We start from the raw sequence: 23534 nt of genomic DNA on the forward strand, positions 1-23534 counted from the left end.
AGTAGCTCGAGGAAAAGACATCAACCGAGATTCCGAAAGTAGTGGCGAGCGAAATCGGAAGAGCCTGTTAGTGATAGCACAAGACTTAACGGAACAGCTTGGAAAGGCTGGCCATAGCGGGTGATAGCCCCGTACGTGAAAAGACCTGTGTGGTACTGAGCTAACGACAAGTAGGGCGGGACACGAGAAATCCTGTCTGAATATGGGGGGACCATCCTCCAAGGCTAAATACTCATCATCGACCGATAGTGAACTAGTACCGTGAGGGAAAGGCGAAAAGAACCCCGGGAGGGGAGTGAAATAGATCCTGAAACCGCGTGCTTACAAAAAGTCGGAGCCTCGTAAGGGGTGACGGCGTACCTTTTGTATAATGGGTCAGCGACTTACATTCAGTGGCAAGGTTAACCGAATAGGGAAGCCGTAGAGAAATCGAGTCCGAATAGGGCGTCCAGTCGCTGGGTGTAGACCCGAAACCAAGTGATCTATCCATGGCCAGGATGAAGGTGCCGTAACAGGTACTGGAGGTCCGAACCGACTAGTGTTGCAAAACTAGCGGATGAGCTGTGGATAGGGGTGAAAGGCTAAACAAACTTGGAAATAGCTGGTTCTCTCCGAAAACTATTTAGGTAGTGCCTCAAGTATTACCGTCGGGGGTAGAGCACTGTTTTGGCTAGGGGGTCATGGCGACTTACCAAACCAAGGCAAACTCCGAATACCGACGAGTACAGCTTGGGAGACAGAGCACCGGGTGCTAACGTCCGGACTCAAGAGGGAAACAACCCAGACCGCCAGCTAAGGTCCCTAAAATTGGCTAAGTGGGAAACGAAGTGGGAAGGCTAAAACAGTCAGGATGTTGGCTTAGAAGCAGCCATCATTTAAAGAAAGCGTAATAGCTCACTGATCGAGTCGTCCTGCGCGGAAGATGTAACGGGGCTAAGCCAGTTACCGAAGCTGCGGATTTGCAATTTATTGCAAGTGGTAGGAGAGCGTTCTGTAAGCCTGTGAAGGTGCGTTGTAAAGCGTGCTGGAGGTATCAGAAGTGCGAATGCTGACATGAGTAGCGTTAAAGGGGGTGAAAAGCCCCCTCGCCGTAAGCGCAAGGTTTTCTACGCAACGTTCATCGGCGTAGAGTGAGTCGGCCCCTAAGGCGAGGCAGAGATGCGTAGCTGATGGGAAACAGGTCAATATTCCTGTACCGATGTGTAGTGCGATGTGGGGACGGATCTTAATAGGTCATCCGGGTGTTGGATATCCCGGTTTAGTTGGAAGTAGGCGATGGGTAGGCAAATCCGCCCGTCATATACCGAGGCCAACGATCGAGCCAGCTTGCTGGTGAAGTGACTGAACGAGGTTCCAGGAAAAGCCACTAAGCTTCAGCTACACACGACCGTACCGCAAACCGACACTGGTGCGCGAGATGAGTATTCTAAGGCGCTTGAGAGAACTCAGGAGAAGGAACTCGGCAAATTGACACCGTAACTTCGGAAGAAGGTGTGCCCTATTAGTGTGAAGTGAACAACGGAGCATGAATGGGTTGCAAAAAATCGGTGGCTGCGACTGTTTATTAAAAACACAGCACTCTGCAAACACGAAAGTGGACGTATAGGGTGTGACGCCTGCCCGGTGCTGGAAGATTAAATGATGGGGTGCAAGCTCTTGATTGAAGTCCCAGTAAACGGCGGCCGTAACTATAACGGTCCTAAGGTAGCGAAATTCCTTGTCGGGTAAGTTCCGACCTGCACGAATGGCGTAACGATGGCCACACTGTCTCCTCCTGAGACTCAGCGAAGTTGAAATGTTTGTGATGATGCAATCTCCCCGCGGAAAGACGGAAAGACCCCATGAACCTTTACTGTAGCTTTGTATTGGACTTTGAACAGATCTGTGTAGGATAGGTGGGAGGCTTTGAAGCAGGGTCGCTAGATCTTGTGGAGCCAACGTTGAAATACCACCCTGGTGTGTTTGAGGTTCTAACCTAGGTCCATTATCTGGATCGGGGACAGTGCATGGTAGGCAGTTTGACTGGGGCGGTCTCCTCCCAAAGCGTAACGGAGGAGTTCGAAGGTACGCTAGTTACGGTCGGACATCGTGACGATAGTGCAATGGCATAAGCGTGCTTAACTGCGAGACTGACAAGTCGAGCAGATGCGAAAGCAGGACATAGTGATCCGGTGGTTCTGTATGGAAGGGCCATCGCTCAACGGATAAAAGGTACTCTGGGGATAACAGGCTGATACCGCCCAAGAGTTCATATCGACGGCGGTGTTTGGCACCTCGATGTCGGCTCATCTCATCCTGGGGCTGTAGCCGGTCCCAAGGGTATGGCTGTTCGCCATTTAAAGAGGTACGTGAGCTGGGTTTAAAACGTCGTGAGACAGTTTGGTCCCTATCTTCCGTGGGCGCTGCAGATTTGAGGAAGCCTGCTCCTAGTACGAGAGGACCGGAGTGGACACACCTCTGGTGTATCGGTTGTCACGCCAGTGGCATTGCCGAGTAGCTAAGTGTGGAAGAGATAACCGCTGAAAGCATCTAAGCGGGAAACTCGTTTCAAGATGAGATCTGCCGGGGCCTCGAGCCCCCTGAAGAGTCGTTCAAGACCAGGACGTTGATAGGTCGGGTGTGGAAGCGCAGTAATGCGTTAAGCTAACCGATACTAATTGCTCGTGCGGCTTGACCCTATAACTTTGATCTACGATCAAGGTGTTATGCCAAGTTGACGCATTCAAAACACTCAAAGCTGATTCCAAACTCTATGAATTCGTTGTATTGACCCAGTCAATACAACAACCCTTTATGCCTGATGACCATAGCGAGGTGGTCCCACTCCTTCCCATCCCGAACAGGACAGTGAAACGCCTCAGCGCCGATGATAGTGCGGGTTCCCGTGTGAAAGTAGGTCATCGTCAGGCTCTTACAGCCCCAAAAAGCCCAACCAGAAATGGTTGGGCTTTTTGCTTTTGAGCGCCTCGCACGGCCTTCTGCGCGCGCCTGGACTCCAACCAGTGCCGATGCAGGAAAGCCAGCAGCCGCGCCTCAGCGGAGTGAAGCCGGCGCACACTTTTAGTTCTGCCAGCGATCTCCTGCCAGATGTCGTTCATGGCGCCCGCATCGCCTGCCAGTTTCGAGCCGAGTGCCAGAACGGCCGGATGCACATAGGCTTTCTTGCAGACTGCCGGCGTATTGCCGAGCTGCTTGGCCATGACGCCCAGGATCTCCTTGGCGCTGTAGCGCATGGCGGGTGACGCGTCCGCCGGATCGACGTCAAGCCAGCCGTGTTAGTTCGAGCGCCTGCACGGTGCCGTGCCAGGTCCGGAAATCCTTCGCTGTGAAATTGTCGCCGGCGGCCTCGCGCAAGTAATCGTTGACGCCGCAGGTGCCGGGGGCGCGATGCGCGCCCGCCACCGCGATCACGCTCGCGATCAAGCGCAGCCTGGCGAACTGACCGCAGTGGCAGGGCGCGTGCCGGTGCGTTGAAGAAGCCTAGAACAGCGAGGCGGTAGCCGCCGCCGCTTCGGCCAGGCCGCGCGACCGGTTCGCCGCCCTTGGAAGCGCGTCGGCCGAAGAAGCCTCGGGACTGTTCGCCTTCACCAGCGCGCCCACGCGCACACCCAGGAGCCGCAGCGGCCGATCGAGCGGCACGCGCTTGAGGCACAGTCCGGCGGTCCGCCGGATCGTCTTCGCGTCGGCGGTGAAGCTCTCGATGGTCTGGTCGCGCGTGGCGATCTTGAAGTCGTCGTAGCGCAGCTTGATGCCGATGGTCTTGCCGACGTAGCCCTTGCGCTGCAGGTCCTCCGCGACCTTCTCGCACAGGTGCGTGAAGATCGCGCCCAGTTCGGCGCGGTCGCGCACCGCCTGCAGGTCGCGGTCGAAGGTGGTCTCGCGGCTCATCGACACCGGCTCGCTCTCGGTTACCACGGGCCGCTCGTCGCGGCCCCAGGCCACCTCGTGCATCCAGGCGCCGGTGGCCTTGCCGAAGTTCTCGACGAGCCAGTCGCGTTCCCTCGCCGCAAGCTCGCCGATGGTGCGGATGCCGAAGCGCTGGAGTTTCTCGTCGGCCTTGGGCCCGATGCCGTTGACCTTGCGGCAGGGCAGCGGCCAGATGCGCGTCTGCAGATCGCTCTCGAACACGACGGAGATGCCGTTGGGCTTGTCGAATTCGCTCGCCATCTTGGCCAGGAGCTTGTTGGGCGCGATGCCGATCGAGCAGGTGAGGCCGGTGGCATCGAAGATCGAGCGCTGGATCAGCCGCGCCAGCACGCGGCCGCCCTCGCGCTGGCCGCCCGGCACCTCCGTGAAGTCGATGTAGACCTCGTCGACGCCGCGGTCCTCCATGACCGGCGCGATCTCGGCGATCACCTGCTTGAACCTGCGCGAATACTTGCGGTACTCGTCGAAGTCGACCGGCAGGATCAGTGCCTGCGGACACAGCTTCGCCGCCTTCATGAGTCCCATTGCCGAGCCGACGCCGAACTGGCGCGCCGGGTAGGTCGCGGTCGTGATCACGCCGCGGCCGGCATAGTCCTTGAGCAGCGGAAAGGCCTCGACCGGAATGTCGGCCAGCGTGCCGCCCACGGGCAGATTGCGGATCGCTTCGTCGACCTTGCGCCGCCCGCCGCCGATCACCACCGGCAATCCCTTGAGTTGCGGATAGCGCAGCAATTCCACCGAGGCGTAGAACGCATCCATGTCGAGGTGGGCAATGCGGCGGATCGGGGCGGCTGTCACGGTACCGATTTTGAACGCTTCGGCGCGGGTGCTGGTGCGCGAGGGGCATCGATGACATCATCATGGCCATGCAAATCGTTGCCACCATGTTCTGGCGCCGGCTCGACCTGCCCGGCCATGACGCCTGCCGTCTCGAAAAGCACGGCAACGGGTGGCAGCTCGACGGCGCCGCGGTGTTCCGCAACGAGGACGGCCGGCCCGTGCGGCTGGACTATCGCGTGCATTGCGACAACGCGTGGCATGCGCAATGGGGCCGCGTGCGCGGCTGGATCGGTTCTGCGGCCGTCGACTTCGCGATCGCGCGTGGCAGCAACGGCGAATGGTCTTTCAACGACCAGGTGGTGCCTGGTCTGGCCCATTGCACGGACCTGGATTTCGGCTTCACGCCTGCCACCAACCTCGTGCAGTTGCGACGCCTCAACCTCAAGCTCGGCGAGAGCGCCCAGGCGCCGGCGGCCTGGCTCGACCTCGATGACGACAGCCTCGGCCCGCTGATGCAGACCTACGAGCGGCGCGCGGACAGCGAATACTGGTACCAGGCGCCGCGCTTCGACTACGAGAGCATGCTGGTGGTCACGCCGGAGGGCTTCGTTTCGCAATACCCGACGCTCTGGGCCGCCGAGGACTGAAGCCCTATTCGAACAAGGCCGCTTGGCCGGCCACCAGTGCCTGGTTGCGTTGCCGGTCGAGCGCGATCTCGCGCGCGAAGGCGTCGACGCTGCCGATGGCCGGCAGGTTGTGCGCTTCTCGAAGCCGCTCGCGCAGCACGCTGCCCTCCAGCGCACGATTGATCTCCGCATTGAGCCGCCGCACCACCGCGTCCGGCGTGTGTGCCGGCGCGAAGATGCCGAACAGCGACGCCAGGTTGGCCTGTGCGAAGCCGAGCTCTGCCAGCGTCGGCACCTGCGGCAGCGCATCGAGCCGCACCGGCGCGCCCACCGCCAGCGCCTGCAGGCGGCCGGCCTGGATGTACTGCAATTGCTGCGCGGCCACGTTGGTCGAAAGCACCTCGAACTGTCCGCTCAGCGCGTCGTTGAGCTGAGGCCCGCCGCCCTGGTAGGGGATGTGCGTGATCGTGGCGCCGCTCCTGATGCGCACCTGCACCAGCACCATGTGGCCGATGGTCGCCACGCCCGAGCTGGCCCAGCGCACGGCCCCCGGCCGCGCTCGCGCGAGCGCGATCATCTCGTCGAAGTCGCGGCTGCCGAAGGCCGGTGTGCCCACCACTAGCACCGGCGTGCGCATCACGCTGGCCACCGGCGTGAACGCGCGCAGCGGGTCGTAGCGCACGCGCGCGAGCATCGGCTGCAGGGTCAGCGGGCTGATGGCCGAGAAGGCGAGCGTGTGGCCGTCCGGCGCCGCGCGCGTCAATGCATCCATGCCGACGCTGCCGCCCGCGCCCGCGCGATGCTCGACCAGCACCGGCACGCCCAGCGACTGCGCGAGCGGCTCGGCCAGTGCGCGCGCCATGCTGTCGCTGACCCCGCCGGGCGGGTAGACGACCAGCAGACGAACCGGCCGATCCGGCCAGGATGCGGTTGCCGCCCGTGCAGCGAAGGGCGCTGCCAGCGTGGCGAGCCCCCACCGTCCCAGCGTGCGGCGCTGCAGGTGCGTCATGCCGCGGCCAGCTCGCGCAGCAGCGCGGCGAAATGCAGGGCCGGCAGGTTGTCCTCGTCCTCGCGCGACACCAGCGTGAGCGGCGCATCGAGCCGCTCGCTGCCGGCCAGCGGGCCGTAGCGGATCGCGTGCGGATGCACGCCGCCCATCGACGCCGGCACCACCGACAGCCCGACCCCGGCGGCGACCAGGTTCAGGTTGGTCATCATGCGGTCCACCTCGGCCACCACGCGCGGGCTGAGACCCTGCGCGTTGCACAGCGCCAGCAGGTCCGCGTACAGCCCCGGCGCACCGGGGCGCCGCACGAGGATCATGTCTTCCTCGCACAGCTGCGCGAGCGACAGGGGCGCGCCCGCCTCGCCGGCACCGGCGAAGCGATGGTCGCGCGGCATCGCCACCAGCACCGGCTCGCGCAGCAGCATCTCGAACCGGAACCCCTCGGGCCGCGCCACCGGCACGCGCAGCAGGCCGCAATGCAATCGGCCGGCGGCCAGCGCCTCGGTCAGTTCGGCGGCATTGTTCTCGCGCAGCCGAAGCTCCACGCCGGGGTGGCTGCGGCGAAAGGCGCGCAGCGCATCGGGCATGAAGCGGTGCGCCGCCGCCGAGCTGGTGAAGCCGAACGAGAGCACGCCTTCCTGCCCCTTCGCGACGCGTGCCATGCGCTGCTTCACCGTCTCCATGTCCTGCAGCATGCGCAGGGCTTCGGCCTGGAACTGGCGGCCCGCATCGGTCAGCGCCATGCCGCGCGGATGGCGCCGGAACAGCGCCACGCCGAGCTCGCGCTCGAGCCCCTTGATCTGCTGGCTGAGCGGTGGCTGCTGGATGCCCAACTGCTCGGCCGCGCGCGTCATGTGGCCGGTCTCGGCCACGGCCGCGAAGTAGCGAAGTGCTCTTATCTCCATATTTTTTTCGTATTGAACAAGGCTTGTTATTTTATTTGACGCTAGGTCAGGCGTCGCGCATCTTCGGTGCCCCAGCCAAGAGGCCCCCATGAGGCCTCATTCCGGAGACATACCCATGCGCCTCTCGCGCTTTCGCACCTTCATCGCTTTCGGCCTCGCCTTGCTTCTTTCCGCCTGCGGCGGAGGCGGCGGCGGCAACGCCGGTTTCGCCGGCTTCTCGAATCCGCCGGCCAGCTCGCCCGGCAGCTCGGACACCGACACCGATCCGCCCGTCACGCCGCCCGGCCCGATCGCGCCGCGCGTGGCCTGCGCCTCGCTGGCCGGCATGAGCCTGGCCGCGGCGCAGATCGGCCTGGCGACAGGCGGTGCGACCGTGAATTCCGCAGTCGAGGTGGCGGCCAACGAACCCGGCAATATGCTCGGCGCGCACTGCCGCGTGCGCGGCAGCATCCAGCCGGTCGACCCGAACGCGCCGGCGATCAACTTCGCCGTCAACCTGCCGCAGCAGTGGAACCAGAAGGTGATTCACTTCGGCGGCGGCGGCTTCAACGGCCGCCTGATCGACGGCACCGAAACCATCCGCTTCGGCCCGCCGGGCAAGCCCGCGCCGCTGGCGCTCGGTTACGCGACCTTCGGCGACGACTCCGGCCACCAGAGCAGCAGCATCACCGACGGCCGCTTCGCCGCCAACGACGAGGCGCTGGCCAACTACGGCGGCCAGTCGCTCAAGAAGACGCATGACGTCGCGCTGCTGCTGGTGCGCGCGCACTACGGCAGCGAGCCGAAGAAGGCCTACTTCCTCGGCACCTCCACCGGCGGGCGCGACGCGCTGGCCTACATCCAGCGCTGGCCCGGCGACTATGACGGTGTGATCGCCAACGAGCCGGCGCTCAACTACAGCGGCACGCGCCTGTCGAACGTGGCGGTGGGCCGCGCGCTCTATGCCAATGGCGGCGCGGGCTGGGTCAACGTCGCCAAGACCCTGCTGGTGCAGCGCACCGTGCTGCAGGCCTGCGACCGGCTCGACGGCGCGAGCGACGGCATCGTGAGCAACGTCGAGAGCTGCCGCCAGCTCAACACGCAGATCCTGGCCTCGCTGCGCTGCAGCGGCGGCACCGACAACGGCGATGGCTGCCTCTCCGACCCGCAGCTCGCGAGCATCCGCGCGATCGAGTCGCCGCTGGTCTTCACCAGCTATGCGCTAGCCAACGGCGTGCGCCGCGCCGGCGGCTACAACATCCTCGAAGGCGCGCTCGTGGCCGGGCCCTACACCACGCGCGACCTCGGATCGCGGCCCGTACCTGCCAACCCCGCGACCTCGGCCGACGCCAACATGTACGTCACCGGCGACCAGTGGGTGAAGTTCTTCGTCACGCGCATCGAGGCTTTCGACTCGCTCGGCTTCGATCCGCTCGACCCCGGCCCCTATGCGGCGCGCGTGACCGAGGTGTCGGCGATCACCGACGCCACCAACCCGCAGCTCGGACCCTTCCTCTCGCGCGGCGGACGGCTGATCCTGCTGCACGGGCTGGCCGACGAAGTGATCAGTCCCAATTCCACCATCGACTACTACCAGCAGCTGATCGCCACCGTCGGCCAGGACGCGGTGGACCGCGGCGTGCGCTTCTACACAGTGCCCGGCATGGGTCACGGCACCGGCGTCTTCATCCCGGCCTGGGACTCGCTCGCGGCGCTCGAAGGCTGGGTCGAAGGCGGCCTGGCGCCGGCCACCGGCGTGGCGATGGACAGCGTGGCCGGCAGCTTCGGCCGCACGCGGCCGCTGTGCCAGTTCCCGGCCTGGCCCAAGTACCGCGGCAGCGGCAGCCTCGATGCGGCGATTAACTACAGCTGCGTGCAGGAAGCGGGCGACCCGCTCGCCTGTCCGAATCTGCCGGCCGCGGCCACGCACTACAAGGGCGGCAACAGTTGGGGCGAGGAGCTCGACGTGCTCGTCGATCCGTCGATGATGGCCTACACGGTCACCATCGATGCCAGCCTGCAGCGCGCGGCCGGCACGCAGCGCAGCGGCACGCTTATCGCGCAGGGCAACTGCAGCTACGGCAGCACCGAGAACGGCGCGGTCTTCAGCTTCGCCGCCGGCGGCGTCCTTCAGGGGGGCGTGGCGGCGCCCGCGGGCAGCAGCTTCCTGCCGCTCGTCGCTTTCCGCAACACCTTCGAGAACGCCGCCACGCCGACCGTGTTCAACCCGGTCGCGAACATCTTCAACGCGGTCGGCGTGCAGCAGGGCACGGGCGGCACCGCGGCCCATGCCGCGGCCGTGCGGCTGCGCAATGCGGGTACCTTCCAGTACTGCCGCGACCCGGTGACCGGCCGCTTCATGACCTACGACCCCAACTGCCCCCAGACCGAGAAGGGCTACATCAGCTGGACCGCCGCGCGCGGCGCCTTCGACGTCTACAACCACCTCGCCGACCGGCGGCGCCACCACCACCGGCGGCACGCTCAGCGGCTCGATGGTGATCGGCCTGGTCAACGGCGCTGCGGTGCCGCTGCACCTGGTGCGCGAGTCGACGGCCAACCAGGGCATGCGCCTGCTGGCGATCCAGCAGAGCCTGGCCTCCGGTGCGGCCGACGGCGTCTACGCCGTTGCCAGCGTGCAGGGCGAAACGCGCGAGGCCACCGTCGCAGGCAGCAGCTTCAACCTGGGCGGCGCGGCGGCCGTGCTCGGCTACGACACGCCCGTGGTCGGCGTCGTGCAGGCCGATGCCGGACGCCCCGGCAATTTCATCTTCAACCAGGGCGTCCTCGGCTTCGTGTCCACCTCGGGTTCGAACGCCGCACTGGAACTCGGAGTGCGGCATTGATGAAGAAAAAGGAAGCGATCCTCGTCCTGCTCGTCGGCCTCGCGGCTGCATGGGCCACCCACGCGGCATCGCCGGCGAGCTGCCCGGCCCCGGTGCCGAGCACCGCGCGCTGCTACACCGGCCAGGACGGCGCCGGCGCCTTCTACTGGATCGCGATCCCGCGCGACTGGAACAAGGTGCTGGTCATGCATGCGCACGGCGGCCCTGAGACCGGCCCGCCGGCGCTCGAGCGCAGCCGGAAGGACCTGGAGCGCTGGGCCGTCACGGTGAATGCCGGCTATGCCTGGGCCGGCTCGACCTACCGGCGCGGCGGCTACGGCGTGACGATGGCGGCCGAGGACACCGAGCGCCTGCGCGCGCTCTTCGTTGCGCACTTCGGCGCACCGCGTCGCACGCTGCTGCACGGCCAGAGCTACGGCGGCGCCGTGGTTTCGAAGGCGGCCGAGCTCTATGCGCAGGTCGACGGCAAGCCGGGTCCCTACGACGGCGTGCTGCTGACCAACGGCGTGCTCGGCGGCGGCAACAGCGCCTATGAGTTCCGGCTCGACCTGCGCGTGGTCTACCAGTACGTCTGCCGCAACCATCCGAAACCCGAGGAGCCGCAGTACCCGCTGTGGATGGGCCTGCCGAAGGATTCGAAGCTCACGCGCGCCGAACTCGCGGAGCGCGTGAAGGCCTGCACCGGCGTGGGCATGCCGGCCGCGCAGCGCTCGCCCGAGCAGGCGGCGCGGCTGAAGACCATCCTCTCGGTGGTGAAGATTCCCGAGCGCACGCTGGTAGGCCATCTCAACTGGGCGACCTGGCTGTTCCAGGACCTGGCGCAAGATCGCCTGGGCGGCCGCAATCCCTTCGGCAATGTCGGCGTCGTCTACCAGGGCTCGGCCGACGATGCGGCGCTCAATGCCGGCGTGCTGCGCTATGCGGCCGATCCGCAGGCGCAGGGCGCGCTCGCGAGCGACAGCCGGCCCACCGGCCGCACCACCCTCCCCACGCTCACGCTGCACGCGATCCACGACCCGACCGCTTTCGTCGAACTGGAGAGTGCCTACCGCGCGATCCGCGAAAGCGCCGGCACCGACGACCGCCTGGTTCAAAGCTTCAGCGATGAATCCGAGCACAGCTATCTGAGCGAGCCCGAATACCCTGCGCTGTTCGCGGCGCTCGTGGACTGGATCGACAAGGGCGACAAGCCCACGCCGGCTTCGCTGGCGACGCGTTGCGCCGCCTTCGAGCCCACCTTCAACGACGGCGGCAAGGACCGCTGCCGCTTCAAGCCCGACTACCGCAGCCCGCCGCTCGAATCGCGCGTGCCGGTGCGCTAGGGCCTGTTAACAGGCCCTAGAACGTGCCCGGCAGCAGGATGCTCGAATCCACCTCGTCGATTTGCGTGCGGCCGCAAAACGCCATCGTGAGATCGAGCTCGCGCTGGATGATTTGCAGCGCGCGCGTCACGCCGGGCTGGCCGAAGGCACCCAGGCCGTAGAGGAAGCTGCGCCCGATCAGCGTGCCACGGGCGCCCAGCGCGCGCGCCTTCAGCACGTCCTGGCCGCTGCGGATGCCGCCGTCCATCCAGACCTCGATCTCGGTGCCCACCGCCTCGGCGATCGCAGGCAGCGCCTCGATGGAGGAGGGCGCGCCGTCGAGCTGGCGCCCGCCGTGGTTCGAGACGATCAGCGCATCGGCGCCGCTGGAGGCCGCGAGGCGCGCATCTTCCACATCCATGACGCCCTTCAGGATCAGCTTGCCGCCCCAGAGCTTCTTGATCCACTCGACGTCGGCCCAGCTCAGCGTCGGGTCGAACTGCTCGGCCGTCCAGGATGAGAGCGACGACAGATCCTTCACACCCTTCGCATGGCCCGCGATGTTGCCGAAGGTGCGGCGCTTGGTGCCCAGCATGCCCATGCACCAGCGCGGCTTGGTCGCCAGGTCCATCAGGTTGGCGAGCGTGGGCTTGGGCGGCGCAGTGAGGCCGTTCTTGATGTCCTTGTGCCGCTGGCCGAGGATCTGCAGGTCCAGCGTGAGCTGCAGCGCCGAGACGTTGGCGGCGCGCGCGCGCTCGATCAGCCGCTCGATGAAGTCGCGGTCGCGCATCACGTAGAGCTGGAACCAGAAGGGATGCCGGTCGGTGTGCTCGGCGATGTCTTCCAGCGAGCAGATGCTCATGGTCGAGAGCGTGAACGGAATGCCGAAGGCCTTGGCCGCGCGCGCGCCGAGGATCTCGCCGTCCGCGTGCTGCATGCCGGTCAGCCCCGTGGGCGCGATGGCCACCGGCATCGCGACCTCCTGGCCGATCATGGTGCTGGCGGTCGAGCGGCCCTCCATGTTGACGGCCACGCGCTGGCGCAGCTTGATCTTCCGGAAGTCGCTTTCGTTCGCGCGGTAGGTGCCCTCGGTCCAGGAGCCGGAGTCGGCATAGTCGTAGAACATGCGCGGCACGCGCTCTTTGGCGATCACTCGCAGGTCTTCGATGCAGGTGATCCGGGAAAGGTCGGGCACGCGAGGTCTCCTTGGTCGTGAATGGCGTTGGGTGTCGATTATCGGGGTGCACCAACCCGGCACGCCTGTTGCTTGCATCTGGTGCATGGAGACCCCCGTCCTGCCGACACCAGCCAGCCACCCGCTCTGGCAGCACCAGCTCGGGCTCCTGCTGGAGTCCACCGGCGAGGGCATCTTCGGCATCGACCTCGACGGCCACTGCATGTTCATCAACCGTGCCGGCGCGCAGATGCTCGGTCACGCGCAGGCCGAGGTGCTGGGCCGCAACATGCACGAGCTCACCCACCATTCGCACCCGGACGGCTCGCATTACGCCGACACCGACTGCCCGATCTTCAACGCCTTCCGCCGCGGCCTGCCCTGCCGCATCGACACCGAGGTGTTCTGGCGCGCCGACGGCAGCGCTTTCGCGGTCGAGTATTCGAGCCACCCCATCGTGGACGGCGCCCAGGTGCGCGGCGCCGTCATCACCTTCGTCGACATCACCGAGCGGCGCCGCGCGGCCCGCGCGCTGCAGCAGGCCAAGGACGAGCTGGGCCTGCGCGTCGACGAGCGCACGCGCGAGTTGAGCGACGCGCTCGCCAAGCTGCGCGAGCTCTCGGCCTGGCTCGACAAGGTGCGCGAGGACGAGCGCACGCGCATCGCGCGCGAGGTGCACGACGAACTCGGCAGCCTGCTGGTGGCGCTCAAGATGGACGTCAACTGGATCGGCAAGCGTCTCGGCGAACAGCAGGAGCGCAGCCCGGCAGCCGCCGAAGACATGCGCACGCTCATGCGCGGCAAGTGCCAGAACATGAGCGGGCTGATCGAGCGCGCGGTCGACAACGTCGGCCGCATCATCACCGACTTGAGGCCCAGCATCCTCGATCACCAAGGCCTGTGGGCCGCGCTCGAATGGCAGGCGCACGAGTTCGTGCAGTCGGCCGAGCTCGAATTGGCCTGGCACATGGAGGTGCAGCCCGGCATCGAGCTGCCCGAACCGGCGGCGATCGCGGTGTTCCGCATCTTCCAGGAGATGCTCAGCAACGTCGGCCGCCATGCGAAAGCCTCGCGGCTCGACATCCGCATCGAGGCCGATGCGTCGTTGCTGCGCATCGCCGTGCGCGACAACGGCATCGGCGCTCCGGCCCATGTCTTCGAAGCTGCCACCGCCTACGGCGTGCTCGGCATGCGCGAGCGCGCACGCCACTTCGGCGGGCGCATCGAGATCGAGAGCGAGCCCGGCGCCGGCAGCGTGTTCCAGCTGGAGATGCCGCTGTGACGAAGCCCAAAGACATCCGCGTGCTGATCGGCGACGACCACCGCATCGTGCGCGAAGGCCTGAAGCAGGTGCTGGGCGACCTGTCGAACGGCGTGCCCGAGATGCTGGTCGTGGCCGAGGCGCAGACCGGCCCCGAGGTGCTGGAGAGCGTGGCCGCGCTCGGCGGCACGCAGGGCCTGGACGTGGTGCTGCTCGACATCGCGCTGCCGGCGCGCGACGGCCTCGACGTGCTGCAGGCGCTGCGCAAACAGTGGCCCGCGCTGCCGGTGCTGATGCTCAGCACCTACCCCGAGAAGCAGTACGCCGTGCGCTGCATCAAGCTGGGCGCGGCCGGCTACCTCAACAAGAGCGCCGATCCGGACGACATGGTCGGCGCGGTGCGCAAGGTGGCGGCCGGCGGCAGGTATGTGTCGGCCGCCACGGCCGAGGCGCTGGCGGCCGCCGTCGGCAATGCATCGGCGCTGGGCGCCGAGGCGCTCTCGCACCGCGAGCACCAGGTGTTCCGCCTGCTCACGGCCGGGCAGACCGTGAGCGAAATCGGTGCGCAGCTCGGCCTGGCGCCCAACACGGTCAGCACCTACCGTGCGCGCATCCTCGAAAAGACCGGTACCAAGAACGACGTCGAGCTCGCCTTGTATGCCGAACGGCACGCCAAGCCGACATCCATGTAGTGCTGGCCCTACACGGCGTCGACCGGCCTCCCGCGATTTCGCGTGAAGAGGCGTGAAGAGGCCGCGCAGGTGCGCAACCGGCCCGGCCCTTGCATCGCTGCTGCATCTTTTCAACGAGGTGCACCATGTCCCTACTGCCTGACGCCAAAGCCTGCGACCCCTACGACGCCGACCGGCCTTTGGTGATGCGCTGCGCGTGCGGGCGCGACCATGCGCCCGGCGAGCATGTGGGCGCCATCGAAGACTCGAACGCCAAGCTCGAGGCCAGCCTCATGAAGGCGCTGTTCCCGGTCGACAGCGTGCGCCGCAACTTCCTGCGCGCGGTGGGCGCCAACACCGCGCGCGCCGCGATCATGTCGGTGCTGCCGCTGGGCGCGCTGCAGGCCATGGCGCAGGAGAAAGGCCCGCTCGAGAAGAAGGATCTGAAGATCGGCTTCATCCCGATCACCTGTGCCACGCCCCTGATCATGGCGCACCCGCTGGGCTTCTATCAGAAGCAGGGACTCAACGTCGAAGTGGTCAAGACGGCGGGCTGGGCGCTGATCCGCGACAAGATGCTCAACAAGGAATACGACGCCACGCACTTCCTGTCGCCGATGCCGCTCGCGATCTCGATGGGCGCCGGCTCCAACGCGGTGCCGATGAACGTGGCGACGATCCAGAACACCAACGGCCAAGCCATCACGCTGGCCAATAAGCACAAGGACAAGCGCGACCCGAAGATGTGGAAGGGCTTCAAGTTCGCGGTGCCCTTCGAGTACAGCATGCACAACTTCCTGCTGCGCTACTACGTGGCGGAAGCGGGCCTGAACCCCGACACCGACATCCAGATCCGCGTGGTGCCGCCGCCCGAGATGGTAGCCAACCTGCGCGCCGGCAACATCGACGGCTATCTCGGCCCCGACCCCTTCAACCAGCGCGCCGTGTTCGAGGAAATCGGCTTCCTGCACATCCTCACCAAGGACCTGTGGGCCGGCCATCCTTGCTGCGCCTTCGGCAGCTCGACCGAGTTCATCCAGAAGAACCCCAACACCTTCGCCGCGCTCTACCGCTCGGTGCTCACGGCTTCGGCGATGGCGCGCGATCCGAAGAACCGCGAACTCATCGCCAAGGTGATCGCGCCGGCGCAGTACCTCAACCAGCCCGAGACCGTGCTCACGCAGGTGCTCACCGGCCGCTTCGCCGACGGCCTGGGCAACATCAGGACAGTGCCCGATCGCGCTGACTTCGATCCGATCCCGTGGCAGTCGATGGCGGTGTGGATGCTCACGCAGATGAAGCGCTGGGGCTATGTGAAGGGCGAGGTCAACTACAGGCAGATCGCCGAGAAGGTGTTCCTGCTGACGGATGCCAAGAAGCACATGAAGGAACTGGGCCAGACGCCGCCCGAAGGCGCTTATCCCAAGTTCACGATCATGGGCAAGGTGTTCGACCCCGCGAAGCCGGAGGACTACGTCAAGAGCTTCGCGATCAGCAAGATGGCCTGACGCCATGCACAAGGTCATGAACCTCAAGGCGGCGCTGCTCTCGGTCTTGCTCTTCGCCGTGTTCCTCGCGGTATGGCAGGTGGCGACGATGTCCGCAGGCGGCGCTGCCTCGCAGGCCGGCATGTCGGCCGAGCAGATCGAGTACCAGAAGATGCTCGGCAAGGATCCGGGGCAGGTGAAGTCGGCGGGCTTCCCGACGCCGGGCGAGATGGGTGCCACCGCGTGGAAGCACCTGTCGAATCCCTTCTACGACAACGGCCCCAACGACAAGGGCATCGCGATCCAGCTCGCCTGGTCGCTGGGCCGCGTGGGGCTGGGCTTTCTGCTGGCTTGCCTGGTCGCGGTGCCGCTAGGCTTCGTGATCGGCATGTCGCCCTTGCTGCAGAAGGCCTTCGATCCCTTCATCCAGGTGCTGAAGCCGATCTCGCCGCTCGCATGGATGCCGCTCGCGCTCTACACCATCAAGGACTCGTCGGTGAGCGGCATCTTCGTGATCTTCATCTGTTCGGTCTGGCCGATGCTGCTCAACACCGCCTTCGGCGTGGCCTCGGTCAAGCGCGAGTGGCTCAACGTCGCGAGCACGCTGGAAGTGAAGCCGCTGCGCCGCGCCTTCCGCGTGATCCTGCCCGCGGCCGCGCCGACCATCCTCACCGGCATGCGCATCAGCATGGGCATCGCCTGGCTGGTGATCGTGGCGGCCGAGATGCTGGTCGGCGGCACCGGCATCGGCTACTTCGTGTGGAACGAGTGGAACAACCTCTCGCTCACCAACGTGATCTTCGCGATCCTGGTGATCGGTGTCGTCGGCATGCTGCTGGACCTGGCGTTCGCCGGCCTGCAGAAGAAAGTCACTTATGTGGAGTGATCGCTCTTTCCAGGCCCGCGCCATGACAACCAACGCTGCTGCGGCTCGCCCCGGCGCCGGCTTTCTGCGCATCGAATCGCTTTCGAAGTCCTTCGTGCCCGGCAAGCCGGTGTTCGCCGACGTGTCCTTCACGCTCGACCGCGGCGAGTTCGTCTGCATCATCGGCCACTCGGGCTGCGGCAAGACCACCATCCTCAACGTGCTCGCGGGCCTCGACACTGCGTCGGGCGGCCACGTGTTCATGGACGGCCGCGAGGTGGCCGGGCCGAGCCTGGAGCGCGGCGTGGTGTTCCAGAGCCATGCGCTGATGCCCTGGCTCACGGTGCGCAAGAACATCGCCTTCGCAGTGCAGTCGCGCTGGCTCGACTGGTCGGCCGCGCAGATCGACGAGCAGGTGCGCAAGTTCGTCGCGCTGGTCGGCCTCGACGGCGCGATCGACAAGAAACCCTCGCAGCTCTCGGGCGGCATGAAGCAGCGCGTGGGCATCGCACGCGCCTTCTCGATCCAGCCCAAGATGCTGCTGCTCGACGAACCCTTCGGCGCGCTCGACGCGTTGACGCGCGGCACGATCCAGGACGAGCTGATGAGCATCGTGCGGCAGACGCAGCAGACCGTCTTCATGATCACGCACGACGTCGACGAGGCCATTCTTCTGGCCGATCGCATCCTGCTGATGAGCAACGGCACGGAAACGGCCGGTGGCTATAGACCCGGCAACATCGCCGAGACCGTGGTCAACCCGCTGCCGCGCGAGCGCACGCGCGCCGGGCTGCATCACCTTGACGGCTACTCCGCGCTGCGCAACCACATCGTCGACTTTCTCGTCACGCGGGCCAAGGCCACGTGAGCCCTTTACCCATTTCAATCAGGAGCACCCGCATGAACCGCAACGACATCACCGAAAAGATCATCACCGTCAAGGTGGCCAAAGGCATCCAGTGGGCCGACGTGGCCAAGAAGGTCGGCCTCTCGAAGGAGTGGACGACGGCCGCCTGCCTGGGCCAGATGACGCTCGACGACAAGCAGGCCAAGATCGTCGGCAAGATCTTCGGCCTCACGCCCGAGGAGCAGAAGTGGCTGCAGGTGGTGCCCTACAAGGGCTCGCTGCCGACGCCGGTGCCGACCGATCCGCTGATCTACCGCTGGTACGAAGTCGTGAGCGTGTACGGCAGTACGATCAAGGAACTGATCCACGAAGAGTTCGGCGATGGCATCATGAGCGCGATCGACTTCAGCATGGACATCCAGCGCCAGGCCGATCCGAAGGGGGATCGGGTGAATGTGGTGTTGTCGGGGAAGTTCCTGCCGTACAAGACCTACTGACGATCGGCGTCGAGGCGCAAGGCGTCAGGGCTTGTCGAGCAGGCGTCCGAGCAGACTTTCCAGTTGCCGAACGTCTATGGGTTTGGTGAGGTGGGCATAGAAGCCGGCGTCGAAACTGGTATCCCGGTCCGACGCTTGTCCATACCCGGTGACCGCGATCAAGGCCGGAGGATTGGCGACCTCGCGGCGAACCCTTTGGGCCACTTCCACGCCGCTGAGGCCCGGCAAGCCGATGTCCATCAGCACCAGGTCGGGTTGCTCGTTCTTGATCGCCTCCAGCGCCGCATACCCGTCGAAGGCGGTGCTGGTGACGTAGCCCAGGTTGTCGACCAGGACGGACATCGTCTCCGCCGCATCCATGTTGTCGTCGACGATGAGAACCCGCTTGCCGGCTTCCGGCCCATCGGCCCTGCGCATCTCCAGAGGCGCCGCGATGGTCGGCAGATGGATGACGAATTCGCTTCCCTGGCCCGGCACGCCCTTGCTGAAAGCGCTGATCTCGCCGCCATGGAGCGTCACGAGCTGCTGCACGAGCGTGAGCCCCAGGCCCAGCCCTCCCTGCGAGCGGGAAACGTCCTGATCGCCCTGGGCGAACATCATGAAGATTCGAGGCAGATGCTGGGGCGGAATGCCGGGCCCGTCGTCGCTCACGCTGATCTCCGCATCGCTGCCCGCCGCTTGCAGGCGGACCTTGATGTGCCCGCCGCCCGGCGTGAACTTGACGGCGTTGTTCAGCAGATTGCAGACCACCTGGATCATGCGGGCACGGTCGCCGCTGATCCATAGGTCCTTGGCGGGCGTGTCGAGCGCAAGCGTATGCCGTTTGGTGTCGGCCATCGGCTTCACGGTCTCGACGGCTTCCGCGATCACCTCGGAGAGCTTCACCGGCTTGGCGTCGAGGTGAATCTTGCCGCTCGTGATCCGGCCGACATCGAGCAGGTCGTCGACGAGCCGCGTGATCTGCTTGAGTTGACGCGAGATGATGCCGGACATTCTCTTCAGCGTCCCGCCCTCCGCGTTCGGATGTTCGACGATCGCCAGCGCGTTGGCGATCGGTGCGAGCGGGTTGCGCAGCTCATGCCCCAGCATCGCCAGGAAGGTCGTGATCCGCCGTCCTTCGTCCTCGAGAATGGACGCACGCCGGCGCTCGGTCAAGTCGCGCGTGACCTTGGCGAATCCCCGGTGGCGACCGGTCGCGTCGAAGAGCGCGGTGATCACGACGCTGGCCCAGAACCGGCTGCCGTCCTTTCTCACGCGCCAACCCTCGTCCTCGTATCGTCCGACCTCGCGCGCTATTTCGAGCTCCTTGTCGGGGAAGCCCGTCGCGGCCACCTCGGGCGGATAGAAGACCGAGAAATGCCGGCCGATGATTTCCCCGGCTTCGTATCCCTTGGTGGCCTTCGCCCCGGTGTTCCAGCTGACGATGTAGCCGCCGGGATCGAGCATGAAGATCGCGTAGTCCTTGACGCCGTCCACCATCAGCCGGAAGCGCTCTTCACTGGTGCGAAGCAGGTCTTGCTGTCTTTGGCGTTCCGTCAGATCCCGGGTGATCTTCGAAAAACCGCGCAGCGACCCGTCCGGTCCGGTCAGCCGGGTGATGACGATGCTGGCCCAGAAGCGCGTCCCGTCCTTGCGCAGCCGCCAGCCCTCGTCCTCGAGCGTCCCCACCTCGGCCGCGACCTTGAGCTCGTGCTGGGGCCACTCCTTCTCCAGCAGCTCCGGGGGATAGAACATCGAGAAATGGCGCCCGATCACCTCTTCGGCCTGGTAGCCCTTGAGCTGTTTCGCCCCGGTGTTCCAGCTGAGAACGATGCCGCTGGGGTCGAGAAAGAAGATCGCGTAATCCGCGATCGTATCCACCATGAGGCGGTAGTCAGCGTCCGTGACGACGCCCAGGTCAAGGGGTCTGCTGACGTCAGCCATTGTTCTGGTCTCGATTGAAGGCGACAAGGCAGGCATATGGCCATTTACGGCGGGAGAAAGTCGTGTCGGCGCGACTTTCGTATGGATCGTCCGACGCCAGGGTGCGCAAATGTCCCAAGCCGGCGTAGGACACGCGGTTCAGGGTTTCGGCGCACACCGGTGTCCTGAGCGCCCTCAGGATCAGCTTGCCGCCCTAGCGCTTGGCGTTGGCCACGACGCCGGCGCCGCGCACCTCGAGCTTGACCTGGTCGAGCACCTGGCCGCGCGCATCCACAAGCTCCACCACGTGCCGGCCCGGCCAGGGCAGCCACTGTGCGCTGCTGCCGCGCGCGAAGAGCTTGCCGTCGATGCGCCACTGCAGGCCACGGCCTTCGGCTTCGAAGCGCACGCGCTGGTGACGCGGCGGGATGTCGGGGTCGAGCGCGATGATGGTGCCGTCCGAAGGCGCGGTGATGCGCGGCGCCGACTCGGCCGCGGCGCCGGGGATGGCGAACAGCGGCTGCTCGGTGCCCGCAATGAACCATTCGTCGCGCGCCGCTTCGAGCTCGTCGCCGAAGCGCACGCGCGAGCGCACCAGGCCCTGCGACGGCGCGGGCGCGCGGCTGGCTTCGTTGCGATGCAGAAAGCCCATCAGCTCGGCCCACACGGGCGCCGCGCCGCTGGTGCCGCTCACATCCCACATCGGCGCGCCGCTCGCATTGCCGACCCACACGCCGACCGTGTAGCGCTCGGACCAGCCGATGGCCCAGTTGTCGCGCATGTCCTTGCTGGTGCCGGTCTTCACCGCGCTCCAGAAGCGCGTGCCGAGCACGCTGTCGAGGCCGAAGGTGCGGGCGCGCGCATTGGCGTCGCTGAGGATGTCGCCCACGATGAACGCAGCACGCGGATCGATCGCAGGGCTGTCGCTCCTTCCCCCTCTGGGGGAAGGCGGGGATGGGGGCACGCGCGCCATCAAGAACCGCGTCTCCCCAACCCTCCCCCAATTCGCCAGCGTCCGATACGCATTCGTCAACCCCAGCAGCGACACCTCCGCACTCCCCAGCGCCAGGCTGTAGCCGTAGTAGTCCCCGTTCTGCGCGAGCGGCAAGCCCACCGCGCGCAGCTGGCGCGCAAAGGAGGCCGGCGACACCATCACCAGCGTGCGCACGGCCGGCACGTTGAGCGAGGCCGCCAGCGCGGTGCGCACCGACACATGGCCCTTGAACTGGCGGTCGTAGTTCTGCGGGATATACAGCCCGCTCGCGGTGCTGATCTGCGCCGAGGAGTCGTCGAGCAGCGAGGCCGCCGTGAGCCGCCGTTCGGCAATGGCCTGCGCATAGAGCAGCGGCTTGAGCGTGGAGCCCGGCTGGCGCTGCGCGAGCACGCCGTCGACTTCGGCCGCGCGGCTCAGCTCGCCCGAGGAGCCGACCCAGGCCAGCACCTCGCCGCTCGCGTTGTCGAGTACCACCAGCGCGCCGTCCTCGACATTGCGGCCGCGCAGCTCGCGCAGGTGGCGTTGCAGCGTGGTAAGTGCAAAGCGCTGCAAGGGCGCGCGCAGCGTCGTGCGGATCCCGTCTTGCTCCCTCTCCCAGAGGGAGAGGGTTGGGGTGAGGGCGCGGCGCGCCAGATGCGGTGCGATTCCTTCGCTCGCCTCGAAGGACTTGCGCTGCAAAGCCGCACTCGCAAACATATCCAGCGCCTCGCAATCCACCTTGGTGCCCGCTTCCATCGCCCGCAACACCTCGCAGGCGCGCTGCGCCACCAGCGCCGGCTTCGCATTGGGTGCGCGCACCAGCGCCGCCGCCACCGCCGCCTCGCGCGCGTCGAGCCCGTGCGGCGCCTTGCCGAACAGCGTGCGCGAGAGGGCATCGATGCCGACGATCTCGCCGCGGAAGGGCACGCTGTTGAGGTAGGCCTCGAGGATCTGGTCCTTGCGCCAGTTGCGCTCCAGCTGCTGCGCCGCCACGGTCTGCCCGAGCTTCTGCGTGAGATTGCGCCCGCCGCTGCCGCGCCGCAGATCGTCGTCGAGCAGGCCCGCGAGCTGCATCGTGATGGTCGATGCGCCACGCGTGCGCGTATTCCACGCATTGCCCCAGGCCGCGGCCGAGACCGCGCGCCAGTCGACGCCGCTGTGCGCGTAGAAGCGCTTGTCCTCGCTCAGCACCATGGCCGTGCGCAGGGCCGGCGACACCTCGGCCAGCGCGATCCACTGGCCGCGGCGCACCTGCGGGTCGGTGCGCACGCGCTGCAGCAGCTCGCCGTTGCGGTCGAGCACCCGCGTGTCCGAGGGGCGGAACTCGCGCCGCACTTCGTCGAAGCTGGCAAATGCCTCCGCCTCGCCGGCGAGGACGGCAAGCAGTGTTGTCAGCGCCAGCAGGGCGGCTCGGGTGCGTGGCATGGGGCCGCTAGCTTGCCACAGCCAGCCACCGCGTCCTAGCCGGCGGCCACCTGCTGCACGTGCGTGCAGATCGCGCCCGGCATGGTGAACCAGACCGCGCCCCGGTCGCGCATGCGCGCCAGGTGCGACAGCGCGCGGCGCAGGTGCCGCAGCCGGTAGGGTTGCCCGACGATGTAGGGGTGCAGCGCGACGCCCATCACCAGCGGCTGGCGGCGCGACTGTTCGAGCATCTCGTCGGCGTTGTCGATGATCATCTGCGCGAAGTCCTTGGCGTCCATCTGGCGCGCGACGATCATCGGGATGTCGTTGAGCTCCTGCGGGTAGGGAACCGACCACAGCGTGCGGCCGCTGCGCGTGCGCATGGGCACCGGCTGGTCGTCGTGGCACCAGTTGAGCGTGTAGCCGTAGCCGGCCTCGGCGAGCAGGTCGGGCGTGAGTCGGCTTTCCGAAATCCACGGCGAAAGCCAGCCCACCGGCGCCCGGCCGCTTTCCTCGCGCATGCGTGCGCGGCACTGCGCGAGCAGGGCGGCTTCGGCGCTTTCATCCATGTCGGCCTGGCGCTCGGAATTGGTATGACCGTGGCCGATGAGCTCGTCGCCGCGCGCGACCGAGGCCGCCACGAGTTCGGGACAGTGGTCATAGAGAGCGGTGTTCAGCAGCGTGCTCGATGCGAGGCCCAGGCTGTCGAAGAGTTCGAGGCAGCGCCACGCGCCCACGCGGTTGCCGTATTCGCGCCACGCGTAGTTGAGCACGTCGGGATGCGGCGCCGCAGGACCGATGCAGGCCCCCATGCCTTCGCCGAAGGCGAAGTGCTCGAGGTTGAAGCCGATATAGACCGCGAGCCGCGCGCCATTCGGCCACGCATGATCGACACGGCGCGTGATGGGCTGGTAGTCGAAGCGGCCGTGCGCGGGCAGCGGGCCGGGGTAGCGGGTGTTCATCGATGCTTCCGGGTTGCTTTTCGAAGCGCCGCAAGTTGCATGCCGATGCATGAAAGCGGTCTGGGCCTACTCGCGAACAGGTGCCCGCGCCGGTTGCGGCAGCGCGGCGTACTGAGCATCT

General features: G+C 66.1%; 17 protein-coding genes and 2 rRNA genes (1 of these 19 running past the window's edge). 10 read left to right on the forward strand and 9 right to left on the reverse strand.

What is annotated here, in order from left to right:
* Together ACSQ9I_RS06940 and rrf are read left to right on the forward strand one after the other, a co-directional pair.
* Positions 1-2678: ribosomal RNA gene (locus ACSQ9I_RS06940) — 23S ribosomal RNA — on the forward strand; it begins 195 nt to the left of the window's first position.
* A 118-nt stretch (positions 2679-2796) separates the two neighbouring features.
* Positions 2797-2909: ribosomal RNA gene (gene rrf / locus ACSQ9I_RS06945) — 5S ribosomal RNA — on the forward strand.
* Here the strand turns inward: rrf and ACSQ9I_RS06950 are convergent.
* The 3 genes from ACSQ9I_RS06950 to ACSQ9I_RS06960 are packed head-to-tail and all read right to left on the reverse strand — an operon-like array spanning position 2904 to position 4686.
* Positions 2904-3233 (reverse strand): hypothetical protein, encoded by a 330-nt coding sequence (locus ACSQ9I_RS06950; RefSeq protein WP_436312675.1) that lies wholly within the window; start codon positions 3231-3233, stop codon positions 2904-2906. The two genes, rrf and ACSQ9I_RS06950, sit on opposite strands and share 6 nt — an antisense overlap.
* Positions 3234-3261: 28 nt before the next feature.
* On the reverse strand, positions 3262-3423 hold the full coding sequence (locus tag ACSQ9I_RS06955) for a hypothetical protein (RefSeq protein WP_436312676.1): 162 nt from the start codon (positions 3421-3423) through the stop codon (positions 3262-3264).
* 57 nt (positions 3424-3480) lie between these two features.
* Entirely contained in the window at positions 3481-4686 is a 1206-nt protein-coding gene (locus tag ACSQ9I_RS06960; protein ID WP_436315724.1) for a Y-family DNA polymerase, read from the reverse strand.
* A 101-nt stretch (positions 4687-4787) separates the two neighbouring features.
* Here ACSQ9I_RS06960 and ACSQ9I_RS06965 point away from each other — a divergent pair, with 101 nt between their 5' ends.
* A complete protein-coding gene (locus tag ACSQ9I_RS06965; protein ID WP_436292556.1) occupies positions 4788-5354 on the forward strand; it encodes a putative glycolipid-binding domain-containing protein in 567 nt (188 codons plus the stop codon).
* A 4-nt stretch (positions 5355-5358) separates the two neighbouring features.
* On the opposite strand, the gene ACSQ9I_RS06970 is transcribed toward ACSQ9I_RS06965, so the two are convergent.
* Both ACSQ9I_RS06970 and ACSQ9I_RS06975 read right to left on the reverse strand, forming a co-directional pair.
* The gene (locus tag ACSQ9I_RS06970) at positions 5359-6342 is read right to left on the reverse strand and encodes a tripartite tricarboxylate transporter substrate binding protein (protein ID WP_436312677.1); all 984 of its coding nucleotides are present in this window, start codon (positions 6340-6342) and stop codon (positions 5359-5361) included.
* Positions 6339-7244, reverse strand: coding sequence for a LysR family transcriptional regulator (locus tag ACSQ9I_RS06975; protein ID WP_436312678.1), 906 nt, complete (start codon positions 7242-7244; stop codon positions 6339-6341). The genes ACSQ9I_RS06970 and ACSQ9I_RS06975 overlap by 4 nt, the downstream gene beginning before the upstream one ends.
* A 115-nt stretch (positions 7245-7359) precedes the next feature.
* On the opposite strand from ACSQ9I_RS06975, the gene ACSQ9I_RS06980 reads away from it, so the two are divergent.
* Positions 7360-11391, forward strand: a complete 4032-nt coding sequence (locus tag ACSQ9I_RS06980) for an alpha/beta hydrolase family protein (protein ID WP_436312679.1) — start codon at positions 7360-7362, stop codon at positions 11389-11391.
* Between the two features lie 16 nt (positions 11392-11407).
* Here the strand turns inward: ACSQ9I_RS06980 and ACSQ9I_RS06985 are convergent, their stop codons facing one another.
* A complete protein-coding gene (locus tag ACSQ9I_RS06985) occupies positions 11408-12565 on the reverse strand; it encodes an alpha-hydroxy acid oxidase (protein WP_436312680.1) in 1158 nt (385 codons plus the stop codon).
* An 85-nt stretch (positions 12566-12650) separates the two neighbouring features.
* Between ACSQ9I_RS06985 and ACSQ9I_RS06990 the strand changes: the two genes are divergently transcribed.
* The 6 genes from ACSQ9I_RS06990 (at position 12651) to cynS (ending at position 18172) form a co-directional block, all read left to right on the forward strand.
* Positions 12651-13826, forward strand: coding sequence for a PAS domain S-box protein (locus ACSQ9I_RS06990; protein WP_436312681.1), 1176 nt, complete (start codon positions 12651-12653; stop codon positions 13824-13826).
* Positions 13823-14497, forward strand: a complete 675-nt coding sequence (locus ACSQ9I_RS06995) for a response regulator (protein ID WP_093106809.1) — start codon at positions 13823-13825, stop codon at positions 14495-14497. Before ACSQ9I_RS06990 ends, ACSQ9I_RS06995 begins: the two co-directional genes overlap by 4 nt.
* Before the next feature lie 125 nt (positions 14498-14622).
* Positions 14623-15984 (forward strand): CmpA/NrtA family ABC transporter substrate-binding protein, encoded by a 1362-nt coding sequence (locus ACSQ9I_RS07000; protein ID WP_436312682.1) that lies wholly within the window; start codon positions 14623-14625, stop codon positions 15982-15984.
* Between the two features lie 4 nt (positions 15985-15988).
* The gene (gene ntrB, locus ACSQ9I_RS07005) at positions 15989-16849 is read left to right on the forward strand and encodes a nitrate ABC transporter permease (RefSeq protein ID WP_436308645.1); all 861 of its coding nucleotides are present in this window, start codon (positions 15989-15991) and stop codon (positions 16847-16849) included.
* A 22-nt stretch (positions 16850-16871) separates the two neighbouring features.
* Positions 16872-17696 (forward strand): ABC transporter ATP-binding protein, encoded by an 825-nt coding sequence (locus tag ACSQ9I_RS07010; protein WP_436312683.1) that lies wholly within the window; start codon positions 16872-16874, stop codon positions 17694-17696.
* A 32-nt stretch (positions 17697-17728) separates the two neighbouring features.
* A complete protein-coding gene (gene cynS, locus ACSQ9I_RS07015) occupies positions 17729-18172 on the forward strand; it encodes a cyanase (RefSeq protein ID WP_436303096.1) in 444 nt (147 codons plus the stop codon).
* 24 nt (positions 18173-18196) lie between these two features.
* Here the strand turns inward: cynS and ACSQ9I_RS07020 are convergent, their stop codons facing one another.
* From ACSQ9I_RS07020 to ACSQ9I_RS07030, 3 genes are all read right to left on the reverse strand, one after another.
* Complete coding sequence (locus ACSQ9I_RS07020) at positions 18197-20131, reverse strand: hybrid sensor histidine kinase/response regulator (RefSeq protein WP_436312684.1); 1935 nt, start codon at positions 20129-20131, stop codon at positions 18197-18199.
* A 157-nt stretch (positions 20132-20288) separates the two neighbouring features.
* A complete protein-coding gene (pbpC, locus tag ACSQ9I_RS07025) occupies positions 20289-22472 on the reverse strand; it encodes a penicillin-binding protein 1C (RefSeq protein ID WP_436312685.1) in 2184 nt (727 codons plus the stop codon).
* Positions 22473-22507: 35 nt separating this feature from the next.
* Positions 22508-23413, reverse strand: a complete 906-nt coding sequence (locus tag ACSQ9I_RS07030) for a polysaccharide deacetylase family protein (RefSeq protein WP_436312686.1) — start codon at positions 23411-23413, stop codon at positions 22508-22510.
* Positions 23414-23534: the final 121 nt, after the last annotated feature.

Origin of the sequence: Variovorax sp. LjRoot84 (assembly GCF_964254305.1) — a bacterium.
Lineage (GTDB): Bacteria > Pseudomonadota > Gammaproteobacteria > Burkholderiales > Burkholderiaceae_C > Variovorax.

What these genes read in the sequence shown, in the direction of transcription:
- ACSQ9I_RS07020 (WP_436312684.1), bottom strand. Translation starts at nt 20,131, where the DNA reads ATGCCTGCCTTGTCGCCTTCAATCGAGACCAGAACAATGGCTGACGTC.
- ACSQ9I_RS07030 (WP_436312686.1), bottom strand. Translation starts at nt 23,413, where the DNA reads ATGAACACCCGCTACCCCGGCCCGCTGCCCGCGCACGGCCGCTTCGAC.
- ACSQ9I_RS07010 (WP_436312683.1), top strand. Translation starts at nt 16,872, where the DNA reads ATGACAACCAACGCTGCTGCGGCTCGCCCCGGCGCCGGCTTTCTGCGC.
- ACSQ9I_RS06965 (WP_436292556.1), top strand. Translation starts at nt 4,788, where the DNA reads ATGGCCATGCAAATCGTTGCCACCATGTTCTGGCGCCGGCTCGACCTG.
- ACSQ9I_RS06950 (WP_436312675.1), bottom strand. Translation starts at nt 3,233, where the DNA reads ATGCGCTACAGCGCCAAGGAGATCCTGGGCGTCATGGCCAAGCAGCTC.
- ACSQ9I_RS06990 (WP_436312681.1), top strand. Translation starts at nt 12,651, where the DNA reads ATGGAGACCCCCGTCCTGCCGACACCAGCCAGCCACCCGCTCTGGCAG.
- ACSQ9I_RS06980 (WP_436312679.1), top strand. Translation starts at nt 7,360, where the DNA reads ATGCGCCTCTCGCGCTTTCGCACCTTCATCGCTTTCGGCCTCGCCTTG.
- ACSQ9I_RS06960 (WP_436315724.1), bottom strand. Translation starts at nt 4,686, where the DNA reads ATGGATGCGTTCTACGCCTCGGTGGAATTGCTGCGCTATCCGCAACTC.
- ACSQ9I_RS07000 (WP_436312682.1), top strand. Translation starts at nt 14,623, where the DNA reads ATGTCCCTACTGCCTGACGCCAAAGCCTGCGACCCCTACGACGCCGAC.
- ACSQ9I_RS06975 (WP_436312678.1), bottom strand. Translation starts at nt 7,244, where the DNA reads ATGGAGATAAGAGCACTTCGCTACTTCGCGGCCGTGGCCGAGACCGGC.
- cynS (WP_436303096.1), top strand. Translation starts at nt 17,729, where the DNA reads ATGAACCGCAACGACATCACCGAAAAGATCATCACCGTCAAGGTGGCC.
- ACSQ9I_RS06970 (WP_436312677.1), bottom strand. Translation starts at nt 6,342, where the DNA reads ATGACGCACCTGCAGCGCCGCACGCTGGGACGGTGGGGGCTCGCCACG.
- pbpC (WP_436312685.1), bottom strand. Translation starts at nt 22,472, where the DNA reads ATGCCACGCACCCGAGCCGCCCTGCTGGCGCTGACAACACTGCTTGCC.
- ntrB (WP_436308645.1), top strand. Translation starts at nt 15,989, where the DNA reads ATGCACAAGGTCATGAACCTCAAGGCGGCGCTGCTCTCGGTCTTGCTC.